General features: G+C 45.5%; 19 protein-coding genes. 8 read left to right on the plus strand and 11 right to left on the minus strand.

The features are described 5' to 3' along the window. Positions 1–100: 100 nt before the first annotated feature. Positions 101–1,396, minus strand: a complete 1,296-nt coding sequence (locus H735_RS07660) for an MFS transporter (protein ID WP_020195592.1) — start codon at positions 1,394–1,396, stop codon at positions 101–103. A 338-nt stretch (positions 1,397–1,734) separates the two neighbouring features. Between H735_RS07660 and H735_RS07665 the strand changes: the two genes are divergently transcribed. Further along, entirely contained in the window at positions 1,735–3,276 is a 1,542-nt protein-coding gene (locus H735_RS07665) for a sodium:solute symporter family protein (RefSeq protein WP_020195593.1), read from the plus strand. 11 nt (positions 3,277–3,287) lie between these two features. After that, positions 3,288–4,658 (plus strand): L-serine ammonia-lyase, encoded by a 1,371-nt coding sequence (locus tag H735_RS07670; protein ID WP_020195594.1) that lies wholly within the window; start codon positions 3,288–3,290, stop codon positions 4,656–4,658. A gap of 164 nt (positions 4,659–4,822) precedes the next feature. Here H735_RS07670 and H735_RS07675 read toward each other — a convergent pair whose 3' ends face one another. Then, entirely contained in the window at positions 4,823–6,262 is a 1,440-nt protein-coding gene (locus H735_RS07675) for a sucrose-specific PTS transporter subunit IIBC (protein ID WP_009706546.1), read from the minus strand. A gap of 262 nt (positions 6,263–6,524) precedes the next feature. On the opposite strand from H735_RS07675, the gene H735_RS07680 reads away from it, so the two are divergent. After that, positions 6,525–7,511 carry a LacI family DNA-binding transcriptional regulator gene (locus H735_RS07680; RefSeq protein ID WP_009706545.1) on the plus strand — a complete coding sequence of 329 codons (987 nt, stop codon included), beginning with the start codon at positions 6,525–6,527 and terminating at the stop codon, positions 7,509–7,511. Positions 7,512–7,635: 124 nt separating this feature from the next. On the opposite strand, the gene H735_RS07685 is transcribed toward H735_RS07680, so the two are convergent. Next, on the minus strand, positions 7,636–7,872 hold the full coding sequence (locus tag H735_RS07685; RefSeq protein WP_005449600.1) for a hypothetical protein: 237 nt from the start codon (positions 7,870–7,872) through the stop codon (positions 7,636–7,638). 540 nt (positions 7,873–8,412) lie between these two features. Between H735_RS07685 and H735_RS31350 the strand changes: the two genes are divergently transcribed. Further along, a complete protein-coding gene (locus tag H735_RS31350) occupies positions 8,413–8,586 on the plus strand; it encodes a hypothetical protein (RefSeq protein WP_020195596.1) in 174 nt (57 codons plus the stop codon). Between the two features lie 341 nt (positions 8,587–8,927). Here H735_RS31350 and cfa read toward each other — a convergent pair whose 3' ends face one another. From cfa to glgX, 8 genes are all read right to left on the minus strand, one after another. Beyond that, positions 8,928–10,073 carry a cyclopropane fatty acyl phospholipid synthase gene (cfa, locus tag H735_RS07690; protein WP_020195597.1) on the minus strand — a complete coding sequence of 382 codons (1,146 nt, stop codon included), beginning with the start codon at positions 10,071–10,073 and terminating at the stop codon, positions 8,928–8,930. A gap of 7 nt (positions 10,074–10,080) precedes the next feature. Then, on the minus strand, positions 10,081–11,082 hold the full coding sequence (gene asrC, locus H735_RS31355; RefSeq protein ID WP_005429205.1) for a sulfite reductase subunit C: 1,002 nt from the start codon (positions 11,080–11,082) through the stop codon (positions 10,081–10,083). A gap of 12 nt (positions 11,083–11,094) precedes the next feature. After that, positions 11,095–11,895, minus strand: coding sequence for an anaerobic sulfite reductase subunit AsrB (gene asrB, locus H735_RS31360; protein WP_009706541.1), 801 nt, complete (start codon positions 11,893–11,895; stop codon positions 11,095–11,097). Then, on the minus strand, positions 11,895–12,926 hold the full coding sequence (gene asrA / locus H735_RS07705) for an anaerobic sulfite reductase subunit AsrA (protein ID WP_042979740.1): 1,032 nt from the start codon (positions 12,924–12,926) through the stop codon (positions 11,895–11,897). The genes asrB and asrA overlap by 1 nt, the downstream gene beginning before the upstream one ends. A 25-nt stretch (positions 12,927–12,951) precedes the next feature. After that, positions 12,952–13,743, minus strand: coding sequence for a uroporphyrinogen-III C-methyltransferase (gene cobA / locus H735_RS07710; protein WP_020195599.1), 792 nt, complete (start codon positions 13,741–13,743; stop codon positions 12,952–12,954). After that, positions 13,740–13,898: a hypothetical protein gene (locus tag H735_RS31365; protein WP_009706538.1), complete on the minus strand. Its 159-nt coding sequence runs from the start codon at positions 13,896–13,898 to the stop codon at positions 13,740–13,742. Before H735_RS31365 ends, cobA begins: the two co-directional genes overlap by 4 nt. A 255-nt stretch (positions 13,899–14,153) precedes the next feature. Continuing rightward, positions 14,154–15,875: a sensor domain-containing diguanylate cyclase gene (locus H735_RS07715; RefSeq protein ID WP_080641576.1), complete on the minus strand. Its 1,722-nt coding sequence runs from the start codon at positions 15,873–15,875 to the stop codon at positions 14,154–14,156. A gap of 264 nt (positions 15,876–16,139) precedes the next feature. After that, complete coding sequence (gene glgX / locus H735_RS07720; protein ID WP_009706536.1) at positions 16,140–18,098, minus strand: glycogen debranching protein GlgX; 1,959 nt, start codon at positions 18,096–18,098, stop codon at positions 16,140–16,142. A 445-nt stretch (positions 18,099–18,543) separates the two neighbouring features. On the opposite strand from glgX, the gene H735_RS07725 reads away from it, so the two are divergent. The 4 genes from H735_RS07725 (at position 18,544) to H735_RS07740 (ending at position 23,280) form a co-directional block, all read left to right on the plus strand. Beyond that, a complete protein-coding gene (locus tag H735_RS07725) occupies positions 18,544–19,821 on the plus strand; it encodes a maltoporin (RefSeq protein ID WP_009706535.1) in 1,278 nt (425 codons plus the stop codon). Positions 19,822–19,923: 102 nt separating this feature from the next. Continuing rightward, the gene (locus H735_RS07730) at positions 19,924–20,733 is read left to right on the plus strand and encodes a MalM family protein (RefSeq protein ID WP_009706534.1); all 810 of its coding nucleotides are present in this window, start codon (positions 19,924–19,926) and stop codon (positions 20,731–20,733) included. Between the two features lie 328 nt (positions 20,734–21,061). Beyond that, positions 21,062–21,568: a hypothetical protein gene (locus tag H735_RS07735; protein ID WP_020195601.1), complete on the plus strand. Its 507-nt coding sequence runs from the start codon at positions 21,062–21,064 to the stop codon at positions 21,566–21,568. Positions 21,569–21,657: 89 nt separating this feature from the next. Then, complete coding sequence (locus tag H735_RS07740; RefSeq protein ID WP_020195602.1) at positions 21,658–23,280, plus strand: alpha-amylase family glycosyl hydrolase; 1,623 nt, start codon at positions 21,658–21,660, stop codon at positions 23,278–23,280. Positions 23,281–23,369 lie beyond the last annotated feature (89 nt).

Below are 23,369 nucleotides of genomic sequence, written 5' to 3' on the forward strand. Positions count from 1 at the left end.
ATAAACTCTCTTATTTGCTGTCGAGTCGGCTTTGGGAACAGGACTCGAAATTAAGTTTTTTCATCCGGCCGGGGAGTCAGCCGGAGTTTTTGAAATTCAGTTACGCTTTTGCTGCTTCGGCTTTTTTGCTCTTATCGAACACGCCGCCTTTTAGTGTCTCTGGCAGTGATAGCCATAGAAGACCAGCAAGGATCCATACGATTGGTGAACCCCACATTGCGGTTTGTAGGTCGGTACGCTCTTGGATGAAGATAAGTACCATTGGTGCCCACATACCGAGGATACGACCGCCGTGGAATAGCGCTGCGCCGTAGCTACGTAGGTGTGCTGGGAACAGTTCTGAGAAGTAACCACCCCATACCGCTGAAGAAGACAGGCCGAAGTTGTAAATCAGACCAAGTAGAGCCAGCATGTTTAGGCCGCCAATCACCATGTCGCCAGGTGCAACAAAGAAGATTGAAACCATGATGCCTGCAAGGATGAAGCCAAACGCGTTCACCTTACGACCGAATTTGTCAGCTACCCAACCCCAGAACCACGCACCAAACAGTGAACCAAATGCTGAGATAGAGAAGATGAGACCGATGGTTGCACCGTCGAACATACGTACATCACGTAGGTAAGTGGTTACGAAGCCACCAAAGAATTGGAAACCGTAGAAGTTAAGGCCAGCCAGTAATAGACACGTTAGTGTGATCTTACGGTAAGGCTTGCTTAGCATTTCGCCCCAAGAGCCTTTTTTCTCTGGTGCATTTGATTCTTCTGCTTTTGCTTGCTCTTCTTCACCGTAAGCGATCACTTTGCTGTCGCTAGGTAGTACAAAGATCATGACAACAGCTGCTGCCAATGGTGGGATACCACCTACAAGCATTAGGCTTTCCCATGGTGCATCAATGCTTGCAATAAATGCTGCATACGCACCCATTACCATCAGTGCTACAGAGAACATAGAAGACGCGAATGCCGTCAACTTACCACGTACCGTTGGCGTAAATAGGCCGATCATTAGGCTTACTGCCACGGTGAAGTAACCACCCAGTGACAAACCAATGATGAAACGCATTGCTGCCCATGTTGTGTAGTCGGTGAACATCATATTGATGATCGTTGCGCCACCGTTTAGGGCTGTGATGGTAATAAGAGTGGATTTCTTACCAAATTTTGTTGCGAACCAAGCACAGCTCAATGCACCGATAAGTGCACCAACCGACTGCCATGTATAGAACTGGGCAGTGTCTGACAGGCTAATACCATCATACGCTTCAACGATGTATGGGCGTACGTAGTCAATAATTACAAAGTTATAACAATAGAAAAAGTAACCAACCAGTATCGCTAGATAGGCAGCTACCCTTTGAATCATAGGAACTTCGCTCATGTGTCTTTTGGCATTCATGACCGATAAACCTCTATTTCACTTAGGATTTGTTGCTATTCAAACTTAATGAACACGATCTTATTTGGATCATCTTCGATTTCGTGTCGGGGTGAATCATAGTTTTTTTAAGGTTATTAGATCCGTGATCAAAATCAATTTTAAAATGAATGCGTACCCATTTTGTGGGTTTTAGTGACAAGGATCTCACTAATCGGCGTTTTTGGCGATTTTGAATACATTTTCGCCTATATTGGTGATAATAATCACACTTACAGTGGGATTGTCGTTTAAAAATGCCTTTTTACAGTAATATCTGGGCATAATAATTAGCTACCCAGAATTAGGAAAACCTTAAAATGGTTACGTACTCAAGTTTTGTGGTGATTGCGTTATATGTAGCAATTACCATACTAATCAGCTATTTAGTGAATAAGCGCTACAGCAATGGTGGCGACTTTTCCACGGGTGGAAAGCAATTTGGCTGGTTTACGGCAGGTGTTTCGATACTTGCGACTTACATTAGTGCGATGACGTTTGTAGGGATGCCTGGTTGGGTTTATAGCTCTGGCATGGAAGCGATGAGTATTCACCTTAACTATCCCATCGTTATCTTTTTCACTGTCATTTTCTTTGTACCTGTCTTCTATAAGCTGGGTCTGACTTCGATTTATGAATACCTTGAGCACCGCTTTGGGGTGTATGCAAGAACCATCAACTCGATTGTGTTCATTGTGGTTCAATGTATCTCTGCGGGTGTGATTTTGTATGCCGTGGCGCTGATCTTAGTGCAAGTTCTGCCTATCAGTATTTCTGAAGCTATTATCTACATCAGTATTTTCACTGCTTGCTATACCTATGCGGGCGGGATTTCCACGGTTATCTGGACCGATATGTTGCAATCTGCAGTATTGGTTGCGGGCAGCATCGCTATCTTTGCCATTCTAATGACAGAGATTAATGCGGCAGATTACCTTTCTCGTGATCACCTGAATATCATCAATTTAGACTTTGATTTGGGCGTGGATACCACACTTTGGGCTGGCGTGGTTGCCGTGAGCTTTTTGCATTTGAGTGTGTACGGCACCAACCAATTGATCATCCAACGCACGTTAGCGACGAGATGTGAAAAGACGGCGCAGAAGTCGATGTTGTTGTGTGGTTACGGTGCGTTTTTCGTCTATTTGTTCTTCGCAGTACTCGGTGTTCTTTTGAGTGTTTTCTATCAAGATCAATCATTTGAAAACAGTAATGAAGTGATTTTGGATTTCGTCTTCAACCACACTAACCCAATTGTGGTTGGTTTGATCATTTCCGCATTGGCGGCGGCCGCAATGTCGACGCTGGACTCGACCTACAACTCGATGGCGACCGTCGCGACGTTTGATATCTACAAGCGTTTCGTTCGCAAGAGTGCTGATGATGAGCACTACGAAAAAGTCGCAAGAAAGATGAGTTTGCTTGCTGCGGCTATGGTGGTAGTGCCAGCTCTTCTGGCGGTATCGAATGAATCGGTACTCAAAACCATCGCTAGCCTGACTTCCATCTTTGTTGGTATCCGTTTGGGTTCATTCGTGCTTGGTTTATTCTGGGCGAAAGCCAATGAGAAAGGCGTGATCGTTGGCAGTATCATGAGTGTGATTGCGGTGTTTACTGCGATGTATCTCGACGTGGCTTGGCCGTGGTTCGCGCCAATTGGTACGTTCGTCTTCCTTTTGTTTAGTGTGTTAGTGAGCCGTCGTTGGGGCGCTGTGACTGCCGAGCAACAAATCTTTATCAATAATCAAAAACATCTTTTTGCAAAGCCAACCGCAAGCCATTACGGGCTGTTGGTGTTCGCTGTGGCGACCATCGCTGCTTGTATGGTTCTCCCTGATTGGCTTTATGCTGCATTGTCGTAATAGGTAAGTTTATGCTGTCCATCTTTGATATTTACAAGATTGGTGTGGGCCCTTCTAGCTCTCACACCAATGGTCCAATGATCGCGGGTTATCACTTCACTCGTTTGATTGAATCGAACTTGGCAAAAGTGGTTCGTATTCAAGTCGATTTATACGGCTCACTCTCGTTAACGGGGATTGGTCACCATACAGACCGTGCAACCATTTTGGGTCTGTTGGGTAACAAACCAGATACCATCAAAATCGCTTCTGCGAATAAAGCGATGCGCAAGGCGATTGAAGAGGGCATGATGTCTGTCGATGGCCGTCATGAAATCGAATTCAACTACAAAACGGACATGTTGTTCCACGAAGAGAACCTTCCTCTGCATGAGAATGGCATGACGATTACTGCGTTAGATGCGCACGGCAATCAGGTTGGGTTTGAAACTTACTACTCAATCGGTGGTGGTTTCATCGCAACGGCGGATGAACTGCAAAATGGCAGCGCGACTGATCCCGTAGAAGTTGAGTTTCCATTCTCCAGTGCGGACGAAATGTTGGCACAGGCAGAGAAGAACGGCATGAGCCTTGGCGGCATGATTCTGAAAAACGAACAAGCGTTTCAGGATATGGAAGCCATCAATCACCGTGCAGAACAGATCTGGCGTGTGATGACGCGTTGCATGGAGCGTGGTTTCGAGACAGAAGGTATCTTGGATGGCGGCTTGAACGTGACCCGCCGTGCGCCTAACTTGCTGAAGAAGCTTGAAGCAAATGCAGCGATTGAAAACGATCCAATGGAAATCATGGATTGGATTAACCTGTTTGCTTTTGCGGTGAGTGAAGAAAACGCGGCTGGTGGACAAGTCGTAACGTCGCCAACCAATGGTGCGGCGGGTGTGATTCCGGCGGTATTGATGTACTACCATCGCTTCATCAAAGAGCTTGATACTAAACAGCTTAAAGACTTCCTTGCTGTATCCGGTGCGATTGGCATTTTGTACAAAACCAATGCGTCTATCTCGGGTGCCGAAGTGGGTTGTCAGGGCGAAGTTGGTGTGTCTTCTTCCATGGCGGCAGCTGGCTTGACCGCGCTGCGTGGTGGCAGCAATGAACAAATTTGCATTGCGGCTGAGATTGCCATGGAGCACTCACTAGGCATGACGTGTGACCCGATTGGTGGCTTAGTGCAAGTACCGTGTATTGAGCGTAATGCAATGGGTGCAATGAAAGCGATCAATGCATCTCGCATGGCATTAAAGCGTAATAGTAAATGTTTGATCTCGTTGGATAAGGTGATTGAAACCATGTATCAAACGGGCAAAGATATGAACAAGAAATACCGCGAAACGTCACTGGGTGGATTGGCTTTGATCCACTTAGCGCCGCCTTGCGAATAAGCACAAAAAAAGCCAGTCAGAAACCTTCTGGCTGGCTTGCTACTCAAAGCGAGTGGCAGGGGGATTATGCCCCACAACCCCACCTTACTGCTCGATACTACTGAGCCCCCGATATCGAACAAGCAAGATGAGACTGTGTTGAGTGGGCAAGGAATTAAAACTTCTTATGCTGTCGCTGTCTTTGCTTGTTTTGCTTTATCACGCATGCCCAATACGACGGTCAGAACAAAAGCAGTTGCGAACGCGATAACCATACCGACAATGTAGTAACCAATCTTATCTGGTGCGATAGAAATAATGCCCGGCAGACCAGCAGCCCCTAGTGCTTGCGCTTTAACGTTAAATAGCGTGATGAATGCACTCGCGACAGCTGAACCGATGATCGCAGCGATAAATGGGTAGCGTAGTTTTAAGTTCACACCAAACATTGCTGGTTCCGTGATCCCTAGTAGACCAGTCACGCCCGATGGCACCGCGATGCCTTTCATCTTGGTATCTTTAGTAGTAAAGCCAACCGCCAGTGCTGCAGCACCTTGTGCAACGTTAGACATTGCCGCGATAGGGAAAATAAATGTACCGCCAGTGGTTGCGATATCAGCCAATAATTGGGTTTCAATCGCGATAAAACTGTGATGCATACCAGTGATAACGAACGGTGCGTAGATAAAGCCAAATAGCGCGCCACCCACAAAACCGGCTGAATCGTAAAGCCAGTTAAGGCCGTCACCCAGCATAAAGCCAAGGTCACGCGTAAACGGACCAACCAAAGTAAACGTTACGAAACCCGTAATGAAGATAGCCAGCATTGGTGTGAGCAAGTTATCCAATACGGATGGAATGACTTTACGTAAACCAAGTTCAACTTTAGCCAGAATGAATGCAGAAACCAGAACAGGCAACACTGAACCTTGGTAGCCAACCTTTTGGATTTCCAAACCCATGATGTTCCAAGTCGGTACCGTGCCGGATACAGAGGCGCTACCAAAACCCCAGCCGTTAAGCAGATCGGGGTGAACCATTAACATACCCAGTGCAGCGCCCAAGAATGGGTTACCGCCAAACTTCTTCGAAGCTGAGAACGCCAATAAAACAGGAAGGTAAACAAATGGTGCGTTCGCGAAGGTGTTGATCATGTTGGCCAAATCGGTCAGCCCTGGGTAGGCATCAATGATCGATTTACCTTCAATGAATAGACCTTGCGCCGTTAAGACATTGAACAGACCCATCAACAAACCACCTGCAACGATCGCTGGAATGATCGGAACGAAAATATCCGACAATCCTTTAACTGCGCGTTGAATTAGGTTTTGTTTATCCGCTCCGGCAGAAGCAACATCGTTGGTCGACATCTCAGCCAAGCCAGTTTGTTTCGCCATCTCTGCGTAAACTTGGTTTACGATGCCAGAGCCGAAAATGATTTGGTATTGACCCGCAACTTTGAATTGGCCTTTTACGCCATCAAGGTTACCGATCGCTTCTTCGTTGACCTTTTCTTCGTCTTTTAGCGCTAAACGTAAACGTGTTGCGCAGTGAGCAAGGGCTTGAATGTTTTCTTTACCGCCTAAATGCTCAAGTAGTTGTTTTGCTATGACTGGATAGTTCATTGCACACCCCGATTGGTATTACTTGTCTTTAATTGAAATAAATATTGTTTTGGTTATTATTGGGAACGTTTGCAAAGCGAATTTTTGATGATTAATGGCAACGGGTCAAAAGATAAGGCCGAATTATGTGAGAATGATCGTTATATTGGGTGACAATGATCCGCTTAACGAGGGTAAAATCACGTTAATCCTTCATGGGAAGTGGCAGATTTCTGCAAACAATCCCAATAATCAACAATGACAAAGATGGAATAGGGACAATATGGCGAGTTTGCACGATGTGGCGCGTTTGGCTGGCGTATCCAAATCTACAGTATCCCGTGTGATCAATAATGAATACGGGGTAAAAGAAGCGACGAAAATCAAGGTGCGCAAAGCGGTGGAAGAGTGTGGCTATGTCGTCAACCAAGTCGCCAAAGACCTAAAATCGCAAAAGACCAATTTGATTGGTGTGATAGTGCCTCGTGTTTCATCCCATGCGATTTCTCAGGGTGTGGACGGTTTAACCGCGATCATTGAGCAAGCAGGTAAACACGTCCTGTTAGCGAATACTCACCAAGTGTACGAAAAAGAAATCGAGTACATTCAGATCTTCAATCAAAAGCGTGTAGAGGGCATTATCCTATACGCCACGCACTTTGATGCCGCGCTGAACAAGGCCATTCAACAATCCAATGTTCCTGTCGTATTGGTGGGGCAAGATGGTTCACTGCATAACGTACCAAGCGTGGTGCACGATGACGTTCGGGTTGGCTTTGAAGCTGGTAATCGCTTAGTCGCCGCGGGTTGCAAGCAGATTGGTTTTATTGGTGTGCAAGGTGAAGACATCGCTGTTGATGTGCAGCGCTCGCAAGGGTTAAAGCAATCTTTGGACTTTCATCAGCAAGCTTTACTGTTCCACGCGCGCGGTGATTTCTCGATTGAATCTGGCTATCAGCAAGCGAAAGAACAGATGGAAGCGTATCCTCATTTGGACGGACTTTTCTGCGCCACCGACCGTATTGCCGTAGGTGCGGTTAAAGCACTTCGTGAGATGGGCGTAAAAGTGGGGGAGCAAGTTCGCGTACTCGGTGTGGGTAACGATGAACTGGCAAGCATTAGCATTCCAAGCCTATCTACTTTCAACTATGCGTTTGATAAAGCGGGCGAAAACGCAGCGAAAATGTTGATTGAACGAATCGAAGGTCGAGGAAAAGAGATGAGTAAAGTTGTGCTTACTTTCCAAAATATTGAGCGTGAAAGTTGCTAAGGTGAGGATACTTTAGAGAACGTTCCCGAAAAGGTACTAAAATTGAACGTAAAGCCGATGTGGAGAAGACGCATCGGCTTTATTTTTGGGTTTCTTTCTCAGAGCGACAGGCGAGCTTTCAGGCTTATCGCAGCAAGAAATAAGGCGTATTTACGTAAGCATGCCCTGCGGAAATCGCGTAAGGCAATACCACCTTACCAACAGAAACCGCCGTGTTGACTAGTGGCTGAACGTTGATGTTCGCGTTCATCAGCGTTGGGCGAACATTGGGGGCGAGGCGATAATGACCTGGTGTAGACACGCAACCAGAAAGTGTTGACGTGAATAGCAGTGCGATGATGATTGATTTGATGGCTTTCATAATGGTTACTCTCAATATTTTTATTTTGGCTCTGGTTTTGGTTTTCTGTATGAGCCTTGGTTGAGACGAAGATTGCCTGAGCGTGCACAGTACGGCCATCAATGCTGAACAAGTCACAGTTAAGAAGACTAAAAGTAACGATAGGCGTTACTAAGTATGAGTAATTGCGATGAAAGTCATTAAACCTGATGCTTTAGTCATGCCTTTTGAGACTTAAATAAGTAAAACGATAAGTTAGAAGCTCTCGATGGGGTAGGAGAGCGAAGTGGTGATTCAGAGCTGCTTTGAATTGTTATCAGAAATCGAATGTTATACAAATAAATCGAGTTAGCTTAGATACTCATATTATTGAGGTTTATTATAAAGACAAAAATAAATTACCAAGTTTGATTTATTGCATCTAAAATAAAAATAACTATTGAGAGTTGGATTAAATTACTTTTTAATAGCCTCAGATTCAATATCTAATAAATCATAACTGCGTGCGGATTTTACATATCAAGTAGTACGTTTTTAGAGTAATTATAGAAGGAGAGTAATATGAAGAAGTTTGTATTGGCTGTACTGATTATGCTCATCGCGCCTTTGTCTATTGCGAGCAGTGAACGCAATATGCCTGATTCTCCAAGGTATGAGGCGTGCCTGATTGATGGCAAGGTTGTCATGATGCAACCCAATATGTGTTATGCCATGGGTGGTCGCCGAGGCGGTTAATCAGCAAAACTCTGTTTTACGAAAAGTCGCGTAAGCGGCTTTTTTATTATCTATTTAAGACCTAAATAAAATAGAAATGGAAAGCTAACTAAAATTATTTTCTTTTATTCTTTCTAGAAAGTATATTTTCGTTAAATTAAGTGTAATTAAGTAAATGTTGAATTGTATTTACGAATGAAAGCGTAAATTCTTGTAATATATACCCAAGTAACCTCTCGCTAATGACAGGTTTGAATCTTTCACATTGAAGTCACTTGGGTATAAAAAAGCCAGAATGAAACCGCCCATTCTGGCTTGGAGCTAAACGAAGGCGCTCAAAACACAATCTGGAGGCAGATTGCTTACATGGAACGTACGGTCAGTGGTCGGCGGCGACCAATCTTAGTTAGGGCGAGCTGCCATAAACTCAAATCTCGTGAGCGAAAGGCGCCAGCACAGCTGAGTAAGTAGTATTTCCACATACGGTAGAAATCTTCACTGTAATCGCCTTTGATCTGATTCCAAGAGTGTTGGAAGTTAGAGAACCAGCACATCAAGGTTTTGTCGTAGTCTTCACCGAAGTTGTGCACATCTTCGATATTGAATCGGTCTTCCATCGCCTCTGCGAGGTTCTTCATCGATGGAATGACACCATTTGGGAAGATGTATTTCGAGATCCACGGGTCCGATGCGGTAGTGCTGTGGTGTGAACCAATGGTGTGTAGCAAGAACACGCCATCGTCTTTCATGAAGCGCTCTGCGCACTCGAAGTATTCCGCGTAGTTCTTCGGTCCCACGTGTTCAATCATACCGATAGACACTAGACGATCGTATTGCACGGTGGGTTTGAACTCACGGTAGTCCTTCAAAATGAAGTTTGCGACGACGCCATTTTCTATTGCCAGTTTGCTGCCGAGCTTCTTCTGCTCTTTGGATAGAGTCAGACCATCGCAAATTACGCCATACTTCTTCGCCGCGTAAATCATAAAGCTGCCCCAACCACAGCCAATATCGAGGATACGCATTCCCGGTTGTAGGTCGAGCTTACGACAAATCAAATCCATCTTGTGCTCTTGCGCTTCGTCTAACGTCGCAGCTCGGTTCCAATATCCGCAGGTGTAGGTCATGCGTGAATCGAGCATCTTTTGGTAAAGCTTATTGCCGATGTCGTAATGGTGCGGTACATCGAATTTACAACGCTCAATGCTTTGTGGGTTAACCCAGCTTTTCAGTTTTAACTTCGCAGCGGAAGAGGCGAACTTGAGCTTTTCAGCCAGTCCTAGTTTGCCTTCAATATCGTTTAAAAGTACGCGTTCAAAGAACTGATCCAAGCGGCTGCAATCCCACATCTTGGACATGTACGCTTCCCCTAAACCCAAGGAGCCTGACTGCATCACAAGCTCATACACTTTTGGGTTAAACACTTGGATATCCCACGGTTTAGAACCATTGATGGTGATACCTGCTGGGGCTAACGCCTCTTTAAACATCTCTTCTAGTTTGTTCATACTATGCCTATTTCACGTGCATGTTCGCTACGTATTCATCTTCTGCCCAATACATACGTTCGGCGACTTTGGCTTCCGGATTTAGGCTAACGCCATCTAAGACGCGCTCTCTAAAACGCAAGTAGCCGCCTTTATCAATCAGATGTCCCATGTGGAGGTAAATCGGCTTACCGCCCAACATCTCTTTTTCAAATTCGAACAGATTGTCGATGACAGGGTGTAGGACGTCTTCCGTTACCCAATTGAGGAACATCTTGCCAACGCGAGGGGTCTTCTTCGAAGTTCGACCGCCCAGTTTGACCATATAGAATTGTTTTGGATCTCGACGCCAAGCCAGTGTCGGACAAGCAAGCACACATTCGCCGCAGCCAATGCATTTGCTTTCTTCCTTCACCGCTTTACCGTCTTTGAGTGACAAGCAATCTACTGCGTGGTGCGCACAAGCTTTGACGCAAGCACCACAACCAATACAGCGATGACTTTCGAAATTAATTTTGGCGATACCTAAGATGCCGAAATCTGCCATATTGGCTTTGGCACAATCGTTCGGACAGCCTGCCATGACCATTTTTAAATGGTATTTACTTGGGTAAACGTGACGCTCCATTCGCTGTGCCAAGCCAGTGGTATCGGTATTGGCTTTTTGGCAGATTCGACTGCCCTGACACGCGACGATATTACGCCCACCAATCGACTGATAACCTGCTTGTGTGTCTTCGACATCAATGCCGCACGTATCGACGGTGATGTCTTTGATGAAGGGCTCCAGCGCTTTGTTGACCTCTGGAATGTCTTCATAACGAATGCCGGGCATCGCCAGTTTTTGTCGTGTGGTGAGGTGAATGACACCATTGCCCCATTTTTCGGCGATCTCTTGCGCGGCACCGAGTAAGTATGCGGGCATAATGCCACCCGGAATGCGCACGCTGATCATGCACTCGCCACGCACTTTCGATAGGCGGTAATCGCCATTGGCGCGCATTTTGATGATATCTACGTCCATCGTCATTGTGATTCCCTCCTAATCAATCATGGTTCTGGCGTGGTCATAACGGAAAACCGGACCATCCAAGCACACGTATTTGTCGCCAATTCGGCAGTGACCGCATTTACCAACTGAGCAAGCCATTCTGCGTTCGTAGTCGACCCAAATCTGATCTTCTTGAATGCCTCTGGATAAGAAGTCCTGCACGACAAACTTAATCATGATCGGAGGGCCCACTACGATGACGCGGATGTTTTCTTTGTCAGAGAGGTCAAGCTTGCTGATGTGTTCGGTGACCAGGCCGCTCTCATAGAAGTGTTCGTCGCCACCGTCATCCAAGGTGGTGATGACGTGATTGGAGTAAGACCAATTCAGCAAGTCGTTTTTGTACAATACGGCATCTTGGTTTTTGAATCCGAGGATCAAAGACATCTTCTTCACATCACTTGGGTTGTTGTGAAAGTAGTTAATCAGCCCTTTAACCGGAGCAACGCCAGTGCCGCCCGCGACTACAATGAGGTGTTTATCTTGGTATGCTTCCATCGGGTAGCCGTTGCCCATTGCGCCGCGCATCATCACGCGATCACTGGCGTTTAATTGGAACAGCTCGCTAGTTACCTTGCCGACATTACGTATCAGTAAGTCGACGTAACCTAAGCCGTAATCGGAGACGGAAATAGGTGCTTCTCCTACTAGGGATAAACCTACTTCGACAAATTGTCCGTAGTGCACCGGAAAGTCGCATGCAACGCGAAAGTTCCATTCCAGTTCGGTGTGCTTTTCGATATGAATAATCGGGTAGCTTTGCGGCAGCATTTTGTTTTCACAATCGCACATTAGAGCGCCTCCTCTACAATCGATGTCATCTTGTTGATGATGTTGCTAAATGAGATGTAGTGAGGGCATCGGTCGTCGCAGCGTCCGCATCCAACACACATATGGTGTTCACCTTGGCGAGACTTAAAGTCGTTGACCTTATGCAAGGCGCGATAACGTAAGCGCTCTCCGGTTTTATGGCGGAAGCTGTGACCGCCGCCTGCCATATCCGAGAAGCCATCAATCATGCAACTGGCGTGTTGGCGGCGACGCTCACCCACTTTGGCTTCTTGGTTGTAAACCACATCAAACACGTTGAAGCAGGCACAAGTCGGGCATGAAGAAGTGCAGCGACCGCAACCAATGCAGCGTGAGTCGTATTCTGACCACACCGGATGGCTGAGTAACACTTCACGTATTTTCGTTGGGTCATCGCAAACCGAATCTGGCGTACGGACTTTGACCGGATTGGACTTGACGAAGCTGACACTGTGCTCAACGTCTTTGCCTTGTGAAAAATACGGCGTCAATTCTGGATCTTTAATAGTGACAATGGCGCCATGGTCACTAAATTGCACTGAAGCGGCGAAGTTATCGATTTTGTTGGTCCCCATAGAGACACAAAAGCAGTTTTCGAAACTTTCGCTGCACTCAATCAGTACGAGTTTGAGTTTCTGGCGTAGACGTTTGTAGTAGAAGTCTTCGTGACCGCCGTTTTCTAAAAACATGTAATCAAGGCTTTTGAGCGCATTGATGTCACAAGCTCTGAGAAACAGAAACACGGGGCGCGCATCGACACTGGATTCTCGCAACTCGTCGGCGTTAAACCAAAACAGAGTTTCGGTGATTGGGAAGACGATCTCTTTGGGTGAAAAATGGCTTTTCTCTTTCCACTCCAGTTGGTCGTAACGTTCCAATTCTTGGTAATCCAAATTTGGGGTATGGGCAAAACGACCCGCGTATTCTTCATAGACGGGCGCCATCACCTTATAGCTCTGACGTAACGCCTCGATCGCCGAACCCATTTGCTGAGTAGTTAAAAACTTAGGCATTGTTCTATCTCGTTATTTTCAAAAACTAGTGAATCGTGCGTTCTAAACAGGGCTCGGCGGTGGACTCAAACCATTCCAGTGACTGCGAAAGGGAAACCACGCCTCCGACCACTATGATTGCTGGCAGTGGTGGTTTTTGCGTTTTGCTGGTTTCATACAGTCCGGCTAAGGTAGTGACGATCTTGCTTTGATTTTCTCGTGTCCCATTGCTAACGATGGCGCAAGGTGTATCTGGCGCGAGACCGTGAGCAATGAGGTTGTCTGCGATCGCTTCTGCTTTGTGTAGCCCCATGTAGAAAATTAGGGTGTGGTCGATGGCGGCAAGTGCGCTCCAATTAGGTTCGCTAGCATCATTACAGTTTCGTCCCGTTACCAAGGTTACACCCCTCGAAACTTGTCTATGAGTGACCGGTATCCCCGCGTAAGCGCAGCATCCTAGAGCCGCAGTTACACCCGGTACAACCTCATAGTTGATGCCTTGCTGTGTTAAATAGGTCGCTTCCTCACCGCCTCGACCAAATACAAACGGGTCGCCCGCTTTTAAGCGACATACCGTAAGACCTGTGATTGCGTAGCCCTTCATCATTTCGTTGATTTCTGCCTGAGTTTGCGAACACTTACCGTAGTGTTTACCCACGCAGATCTTTAGCGTTTTTCGTGGGATGACGTCCAAGACTTCTTCCGAAACCAGATGGTCATAAAGCACGACATCAACGCGATTAAGCAGACGAAATGCTTTAATGGTAAGCAGTGACGCATCGCCTGTGCCTGCTCCAACCAAATAAACCTGACCATAAGATGGATTGGATGCCTTCATGAGAAAATACCCCAAATCAATACAACGAATAGGATGGCGGCAATAACCCAATAAAGAACTTGATGGACGTTATCGCTGACCCAACCTAGTTCTTCTAACATCTCGCTAGTCAGGTCTAAATTTATCTGCTCTACGTAATCGTCCAGTTCTTTCATTTTCAATTGGCTTCGTGCAATCCCCTGATGCATTTAAGGTTATTGATGAGAGCCGTTAAGTTAAATCAAAGAAAAATAAACACCTGTTCAGAACTGATTAACGAGAGGGTATTTAGGGGCAGAATTTGAGTCGGTTAAAAGACGGAGAAAAGAGAGAAGTGTTGTGTCAGGATTTATGGGTTAACTGATTGTAATAAAGATAAAAAGCCAGAGCGATGTCTGCTCTGGCTTTGTCGTTTTTGGGAAAGAAAAGCGTTATGCCGCTTTGAGGTGGCAGACGCGATTCTTGCCCAATCTTTTTGCTTGATAAAGTGCTTTGTCTGCTTGCTCCACTACATGGTGATAGCTGGTTTCTAATGGCGTAAACCCAACACTTGCTGTAAATCGCACATCGCCACAACCCAATGTGAGATGGCTTCTTTGCAACGCAGTTAGGAAGTTATCAAGCTGATGTTTGGCATCAAACTCGTCATTGGCTTGGAACACGATGGCAAACTCTTCACCACCATAACGTGCTAAACAAATCCCTTTTGGTTTAGGGAAGCAATCGCGCATCACTTCAGCTGTTTTTTGGATGACTAAATCACCCACTGGGTGGCCGAATTTATCGTTGATGTATTTGAAGTTATCAATATCGACCATCGCGATAAAACGGTTCTCTGAATCAAGCTCTCTCGACACTTTTGCTGCTAAACACGCTTTGTTTTCGAGTTGCGTCATTGGATCTTGATGGCGCAAACGGTCATGTAATTTGAGGTTTGCCAAGGCTACTTGGGCGTAGTTCTGAATCAAACTGAGCACGCATTTGTAGGTTGGGAATCGACAACTGACATAAGTCACGCCAAGCAGTTCTCGTCCATCAAACAATGGAATGCAGTAGTGGTTACTGTTGATCTTGAGTTTTTTCGTCAGCTCATCGCCGTACTTCTTCGTTCTGTACGTTAAAGCGCTATAAGAAAAACGCGCCGCGAGTTCCGCGTCGGTTAACACCAGCTTTTTATTGCCATGATAATCGAGGGTGTAGAAGCTGTAATTCAAGCTGTCGTATAAACAGAACTGTATGCCTCTGTGGTAGCAAAAGCGATCCAAGACATGCTTGAGCTGGGTTTTGAACTCACCAACGCTCTCCGTGCCATTTAGGCGTGCTAAAGACAAATGCAGTTGGTAAGTGAGGTAGTTGATTCCGATGGCGAGTGCGAGCAGAGAGGCGATGACACCGGCGGTTAGCGTGAACGGATAACTGCTGTTGAGGATGTCGGCACGGTCTGTTCCTGCGACAAACACCCAGTTTAAGCCGTTGTCTGCATCGAAGACCGAGATCTTAAAATTATCTTGGTAATAGTATTCGTGTTTACCGAACAGTAAGCCCGATGCAACCTTATCGCTGATACCGCCATGATAACTTACTGAATAGTCACCGATGCGGCTTGGATCTGGATGGAATACCAGTCGTTCTGTATCTCTGTCTACGACAAACACATAACCTTTATTCAGTGTTTTAAGACCACGCAATTGTTGAGTGGTATGAAGAAGATCGAACTCAAGCCAAAGTTGATACTTTAGATTCGGATTGACGTGTTTGATGGCGAATACCCAGCGTTGTTGTGGGTTTTGGTACAGCGAAGAGATAGAGAATTTATCGCTGACAGTATCCAGTTTGTGCCATTGAATTGCGCTGGTGTCTGCTTGTTTTATTTGACCAGATAGGCCATAAGCGACGCTGTTGTTGGATGTGGTATAGAGGATATTGGAGTATTGCGGGGAATAGTCGATGATGCCTTGGCTTAGTTCGCGGAAGTCAGGATCATTGAGGTCTTGTTTGCTTGCTTTTAATGCCGTCTCTAGAAGGTAGAATTTGCTGAAAGCCGCTTCGATTTGAGAGTGGATCAACCGCTCGGCGGTGATGATATTGGTCTGTGATTGTCGATAGACCATCGACTCGGAATCGACTAACTGAGCATAAGCCAGATAGACCATGAAACCTGCGAGTAATAGCAGGTAAGGCCGCAGAATGCGGATTAAGAATTTAGGTAAAGCCATATGCCAAATAACGTTGTATATATTATAAATGTGATTTGGCTGGCAATATTAGATTAGTTTCACTTGTGCATCAATGCGTATGGTGTGCCATTTGAGCTGATTGCTGTTTATCTATTCGAAACGTTGATAAAACAAACCCAGCGCATGGCTGGGCTTGTCAGTTTTTGTAGGAATAAGCTTCGCTTGTGTCAGGTAAGGTTCTTATTCTGGTTGATAATGCAAAATTGCCATCGACGTAGGAGACAACAGTACTTCGCCTTCGGCATGACCAGGATTGAGATTTCGCACATTGGTATCACACACGGTTACCCACTCTTGACCACGTTCATTTGGTAGCTTAAATCGCGCAGGTGCGTTGGTTTGGTTGATCAGGTAAACCAACTCTTGTCCTTCCTTACCGATGCCTAAATGCAGCGCTACAGAGCTTAAACGGTTCCAATCGTCGTGCTCCATCAAGCTGCCATCAATACGACGCCAGAAGATACGGTTGTTATTGCGATTCTCACCACTGAACGCTCGAATGAATGGCACCATATACTGATTGCGATTAGCAACCATCTGTGACATCCACACTTTGAAGTGCTGTTTGCGTTCTGTGCTCGACCAATCTAGCCAGCTAGTTTCGTTATCCTGACAGTAAGCATTGTTGTTACCGCCTTGCGTGTGCGACAACACATCCGCGGTTAGGATGTGAGGGATACCAAAGGCAAACAGCAAGCTCGCCATTAAGTTGCGCTTTTGTTTTTCACGCGTGGCGATGATCATCAGGTTTTCGGTTTCGCCTTCCACGCCATAGTTTTCAGAGCGGTTATCGCCGTGGCCATCGCGGTTTTCTTCACCGTTCGCTTCGTTGTGCTTCTGCTTGTAAGACACCAAATCTTGCAGGGTGAAACCATCGTGATACGTGATGTAGTTAACCGTGAGTTTGTAAGGCCAGTTTGCTGCGCTGTAGATATCACGAGAGCCCATCAAACGAGTCGCAAATTCTTTTAGGTAGCCTTGATCACCGCGCCAGAAGCTGCGGGAGATGTCGCGCAGTTTATCGTTACACTCGTTCCAACCAAATGGGAAGTTACCCACTTGGTAACCGTTAGGACCGATATCCCAAGGTTCGGCGATCAATTTGGTTTCGCGAAGAATAGGGTCTTGCGCGACGGCTTTAAAGAAGGCTGCTTCTGGATTGTAATCGTCGCCTTGGCGACCTAGCGTTGCTGCCAAGTCAAAACGGAAGCCATCGACTTTAAATTCACTCACCCAGTATCGCAGCGTATCCATAACGAGATTCAGGGCTGGCTGGTAAGTTAAGTCGACTGTGTTGCCACAGCCAGTAAAGTTCGCGAAGTTCTGACCATGTTTGATGTAGAAACGTGAATCGAGTGCTTTTAGGTTGAAGATCGTTGAGCCTTCACCGCCTTCCGCCGTGTGGTTATACACCACATCGAGGATCACTTCGATGCCGTGTTTATGCAGCTCACGGATGGTAGTTTTGAGCTCGGTTACCGCGTCTTTTTCTGCATAGCGAGGGTCCGGCACCATGAACAAGTATGGGTTGTAACCCCAGTAGTTCACTTTATCCATCTTAAGCAAATGCGGTTCATGCATACACGCTGCGACAGGTAGCAATTGCAACGTATTAATGTTTTGCTGTTTGTAGAACGCCAACATTTCAGGTGAAGACAAACCTAAATAACGGCCTTTTGTATCGCTTGGAACTTCAGGGTTCTGCTGAGTGAGCCCTTTAACATGAGTTTCAAACAACACCATCTCTTCCCGTGGTATGCGAGGATGATCGGTGTCTTGCCAATCAAAGTTGTCTTCAATGACGACACACTTTGGCATATCGAAGCTTTTTGCAGGAGAGAATGGAGGCTGGTAGTGAAGGGCTTTATCAATCGACTTTGCATAGGGATCGGAGATCAGCAAAGGTTCATCTTTATGCGTCACTACATATCCATACTTTTGCCCCGGTTTGATGTCAGGGATAAAAGTATGGCGAATGCCTGCATATTCGCCTGGCAAGTCGTGCAGCTTGTAACTACCGTCTTCCGCAAATAGCGCTAGTTGAATGTCTTTACTACTCGGAGCGTGAATAGAGAAGTTACAACCTTCTTTATTTACGGTTGCGCCGAGTGGGTATGGGCGAGAGTGAAGTTGTGTCATCAGCGAATCTTTTTTTAATTTTATTGCTACCTTTAAGAAACTATAAGTAAAAAACTTTGTCTTACTAAGGTCAACCACCTTATATCGAAAATTATCACTGTAATTAAATTACTTTCTACGACCTATTTTTGACAAAAATATGAAATGGCTATCACTTTGTAGCGGCCATAAACTGAAGAAACTTACTAATTCCTCCCTAGATTGGTGATCTAACTCGAAAAAACACCATTCGGTATATTTTCTCATCCCTTCTCATCCCCCCTAAATTAGTTTGGGGCGGAGGAAGTCATCCTTGTACTCCTTGGGTAATCTGCAGACTGTTGAAACAAACGGGGACTTGTTCCCATCTTACCTCTCTTTCTTTAGGTGCATTTTTACTGCCTATATGTATCTAAAAGAGTGAGCAGGGAAGACAGAATTATAAATACCCTTAATGGAGTTAAGAATGAAAAAAGTAAGTGTAATTGCTGCTGCTGTTGCTGCAACTTTAGCTGCTGGTTCTGCTTTCGCAGTGGACTTTCATGGTTACATGCGTGCTGGTGTTGGCGTAAGCGCTGACGGTGGCCAACAACTAACGTTCGAAAAGAACAAAATTGGTCGTCTAGGTAACGAAGGCGACATCTACGGGGAAATCCAATTAGGTAAAGAAGTTTACAACAACAACGGTAAAACGTTCTACGTAGACTCTATGATTGCAATGACTTCTAACGGTTCTAACGACTGGGAAAGCACTGCAACTAACTGTGGCCTAAACGACGCTGGTGATGCAGTAAGCTGTACTGACGACGCTCAATTCGCTCTACGTCAGTTCAACGTTCAAGCTAAAGGCGTTCTAGGTTTTGCTCCTGAAGCAACTCTATGGGCAGGTAAGCGTTACTACCAACGTCACGACATCCATATCTCTGACTTCTACTACTGGAACATCTCTGGCGCGGGCGCTGGTGTTGAAGGCATCGAAGCTGGTCCAGGTAAAGTATCTTTTGCATGGGTTCGTAACGACCGTGGCGATATCGCTGACCCAGGTAACGATGGCGGCGATGCAAACGTTAACACTCTAGACGTACGTTACGCTGGTCTTCCAGTATGGGAAAACGGCTCTCTAGAACTAGGTCTAAACTACGCTCTAGTTAACGAAACTGACGACGCACCAAACAGCACTAAAGATGCAGAAGACGGTGTAATGTTCACTGCTGAATTGACTCAAGGTCTAGATTCAGGCTTCAACAAAACAGTATTCCAGTACGGTACAGAAGGCTACTCTAAAACAATGGCATTCTACGGCGACGGCAGCTGGTACGGTGCAGAAGCTGACAGTGGCGCATCTGGTTACCGCCTAATCAACTGGGGTGTAATCGGCATGGGCGAAAACTGGGAAATGGGTCACCAGTTAGTATACGGTGTTGGTGAAGACATGTGGGCTGGCCAAGACAAGTGGGAAGCAATGTCTGTAGTTGTACGTCCAATGTACAAATGGGATGACAACCACAAAACTATCTTCGAAGCTGGTTACGCTATCGATGATAACGACGGTGCAGAGAACAAGTTCGGTAAACTAACTGTTGCTCAAGCATGGTCTGCTGGCTCTAGCTTCTGGGCTCGTCCTGAAATCCGCGTTTACGCGTCGTACCTAACTGCAGATAAAGACGACAACTCTAACGCATTTGACGGCGGTCGTTCAGACGATACATTCCAATTCGGTGTACAAGCTGAAGCTTGGTGGTAATCATCTAGCCACTAAGTCCTAAATTGTCCTAGAATGATACAGCCAGAAACTTATCTGGCTGTATTTATTTCAAAAAACAATAATGAGTCGAGGTAGACGGTAATGAAAAAATGGCTTGCTCCCGTGCTGTTGGGAATGTTGGCTACAGGATGTACTTCTGTAGAACAAGTCGATATGAGCCCGAAAGGTCAACAACAAGTGATCACGCAATCGGGTGATATTCAATGGGTACCAGTTGATGTACCTGTGGTTACTGAGTTCGCTTTGACTGATAAAAGCCAGATGCTACTAGATGGTAATAGCGCAGGTGCAATTGCAGCGTTCGCATTACCAGGCAATCGTGGCAGTCTCGATATCAAACTAGAGACCTTCGTAAACAAAAATCTAGAGTTTTACGCACCTAACGTCGTTGTTATGAACACGGCAGGTGAAACTATTTACCAAGCAGATTTCTCAAAGTTTAAGTACGAGCCAGCAAAACTGTTGGACAACGATAAATTCGTACTTGAAATGAACGTGATTCCAGACATGACAGGTAATGACTTGCATGTACTGGTTTATACAACTTCCGCTGATCTAAAAGGAAGTTCTGAAGTTCTTCACCCTGCAAAAGCCTTCGCACTGGCAAATCACACTCAGCCGCCAGATATTGCAGACCCTCAAGCGAAACACAGCCCACTTGGCCAGTTCCGCTTTTCAGTATCCGCGAACGATATCGTGAATACTAAGATTGTTGCGAAAAACGACAACATTCCTCAAGGTACGGATTTAACCAGCTACTACCACAGCTCTATCAAGGCAGCGGTTGCCGCGGATGATATTCCTAAAGCGTTAACACTGCTAGATGAAGCAAAAGAACTGGGCATCGAAGGAGCACAAGAAGTATTTGTTAAAGCGGTAAATACCAAATAAATGAATAAAAAAGGTCAGCAAATTGCTGGCCTTTTTTAATTGATTTTAGAACGATAAAACTCACCCCTACATATAGTTAACTTATTCACAAATTTATTTGTTTTACTTTGTTTTTCATATTTAACAGATCAATAATTAAAGTGTGTTCCTAACCTTACTCGTCATCGATTAGGAAATAATTAAACCTCTCAAAGTAATCTGGCTCAGCAAGATAGAGAATAATATTCTTTATCGCTAGTTTGGTATTTTGTTCTTTTTAAATATTAACTTTATCCAGATTGGTGAGTTTGTATTTACTTTGGAATATTAAAAAGGAATTAACGTGAAAATGAACATGATGAAAACTTCACTTGCTGCTGCCTTACTTGTTGCTCTTGCTGGTTGTCAATCGACAGCAGAACCAGAAGGTGCTGCTGAACCTATTGTTAATCTGTCTCAAGACGAAGTCGTTGCTTTCATGGCGGCTTGTGACAACCCAGATAGCACGGCGAAAGGCCCAATTTCTAAACCTCTGTTTGTTGTCGGTACGTTTGCTGATTCAGATTGGAAACATGTACCTCAACGTAAATACACTTACAAAGGCAATAACTTCTATCAAGTTGTGACGCAAGAAAAAGCAGGCTCTTTCAAAATGCAGTACGCGACTGAGTTGTGGTTCCCACAATTTACCGCGAAAGGTAATCGAATGAATGTCGGTGAATTAACACCATTAACATTTGGTGGTTACGGCACAGATACTGCGGTTGATATTAAAGAAGATGGAAAATACGTTTGGAGCCTCCAATTTGAAGGAAAAGGTAAGCCACTTCACGTAATGGTTAATAAGTGCCAATAATATTCCATTCAGTTATTTAAAATTTATTTTTTATTTATTAACCCCTACATGGGAAACATGTTGGGGTTAATTTTATTTGGGAGAGCTTAATGCGCAACGTACGATATAAAAAACTATTTGGCCAATCGCTTTTAGCCTTGAGTGTGGTTGGTGTTTTATCCGCGTGTAATTCCTCTGGTGGAAGCGATAATGGCAGCACGCCACTTCCTGATACAAGTTATGCTTGCCAAGCGAATGTAATGGAGCAAAGCAACCAACTTCGCACCTATCAAATCATGGTTGAGAGCTTTGTTGATGGCGATTCGAGTATCGGCCATGGCACAGGTTACGGCACCAGCCATCATAACGGTGATCTTCAAGGGGTTATTGATTCGCTCGATTACATCCAAGACTTGGGCATGAATGCGATTTGGCTGACGCCAGTTTTTGAATCGGAAGCCATTGATGGACAAGATCATTGGGCTGATCGTTTGGATGCAACGGGCTACTTTGCCACGGATTATTTTAAGATTGATCCTCGCTTTGGCGATTTAGAAACGGCGAGAACCTTAGTTGATGAAGCACACAAACGCGGCTTGTATGTTTTCTTTGATGGCGTGTTTGGTCATCACAAAGAAGGGTTAATTAAGCCGTCTCCATCGGGTTTATTACCTTCTGGTTCGAGCAATCCGGTCGACTACCCAGCAAGCTTGGATTTCTATAAAGAAGTCGCGACTTACTGGGTCAAAGAGCTAAAAATTGATGGTTGGCGTTTAGACCAAGCGTACCAAGTTCCTACCGACGCATGGACACAAATCCGCAAAGCGGTGGATGAAGCCTCACAGAGTGTGACTTACACCAACGCAGAAGGTGATCAAGTGAATCCTCTGGGTTACATGGTGGCTGAGATTTGGAAAGGCGAGTCAGAAATCGCGAGTGACGCATACGGCGCGGCTGACGATCCTGCGTTGTGCTCGGCATTTGATTTCCCAATGCGCTATCGCGTGGTGGAAACACTGGCTGTTAATGAGAGCGGTGTCGGCGGTCGTGGTGTGGATTGGTTAGACAATGGCTACCAAACACACAACCAATATCCGTCTCATGCTCAGCCAAACTTGATGATTGGCAATCACGATTTGGTTCGCTTTGGTGACTTGTTGCAACGAGGCGGATTAGCGGATGTGAACGATGCTGAATACTGGCAACGCCACAAAGCCGCATTTGCATTCCAAGCGGCTTACACCGGACCAATCACACTCTATTATGGAGATGAAATCGGTGACCAAGTTGATGGTTTTGACGCAAAAGAAGACAACAATACGTGTGCGGTTCGTGGCGTGTGTGATGACCATGTCGCTCGCAGCAGTGCCAAGATCGAAGGCGTAACGGCAACCCTAGATGCTAACCAAGTTGATCTGAAAAACTACGTTAAGTCATTGATGACGATGCGTGCTGAACATCCTGCTTTGTATCAAGGCAGTCGCACTAACTTGGTAGCAAGCAATGGCAGTTATGTGGACTTGAAAGTATCTGGCGATGACCAAGTCTTATTTGCTTTGAATACCCTTGAGAGTGCCCGCAATATTGTGCTGACAGAAGCGCAAGTCGGCAGCAATCAAGCGCTGGTGGATTTAATCACTAACCAACAAATCACACCAAGTAACGGGCAATACCAGATCCCGATGTCATCATTACAAGGACGCTTCTTCAAAGTTACGGCAAACACTCAATAAGTCATTCTCAATCAAGATAACCTATACCAAGCCAAGTGTTGTTCTCTACCCCAATAGAAACGCACTTGGCTTTTTTTATCGCTTTGTCT

The organism is Vibrio owensii CAIM 1854 = LMG 25443 (assembly GCF_000817815.1).
Classification (GTDB): domain Bacteria; phylum Pseudomonadota; class Gammaproteobacteria; order Enterobacterales; family Vibrionaceae; genus Vibrio; species Vibrio owensii.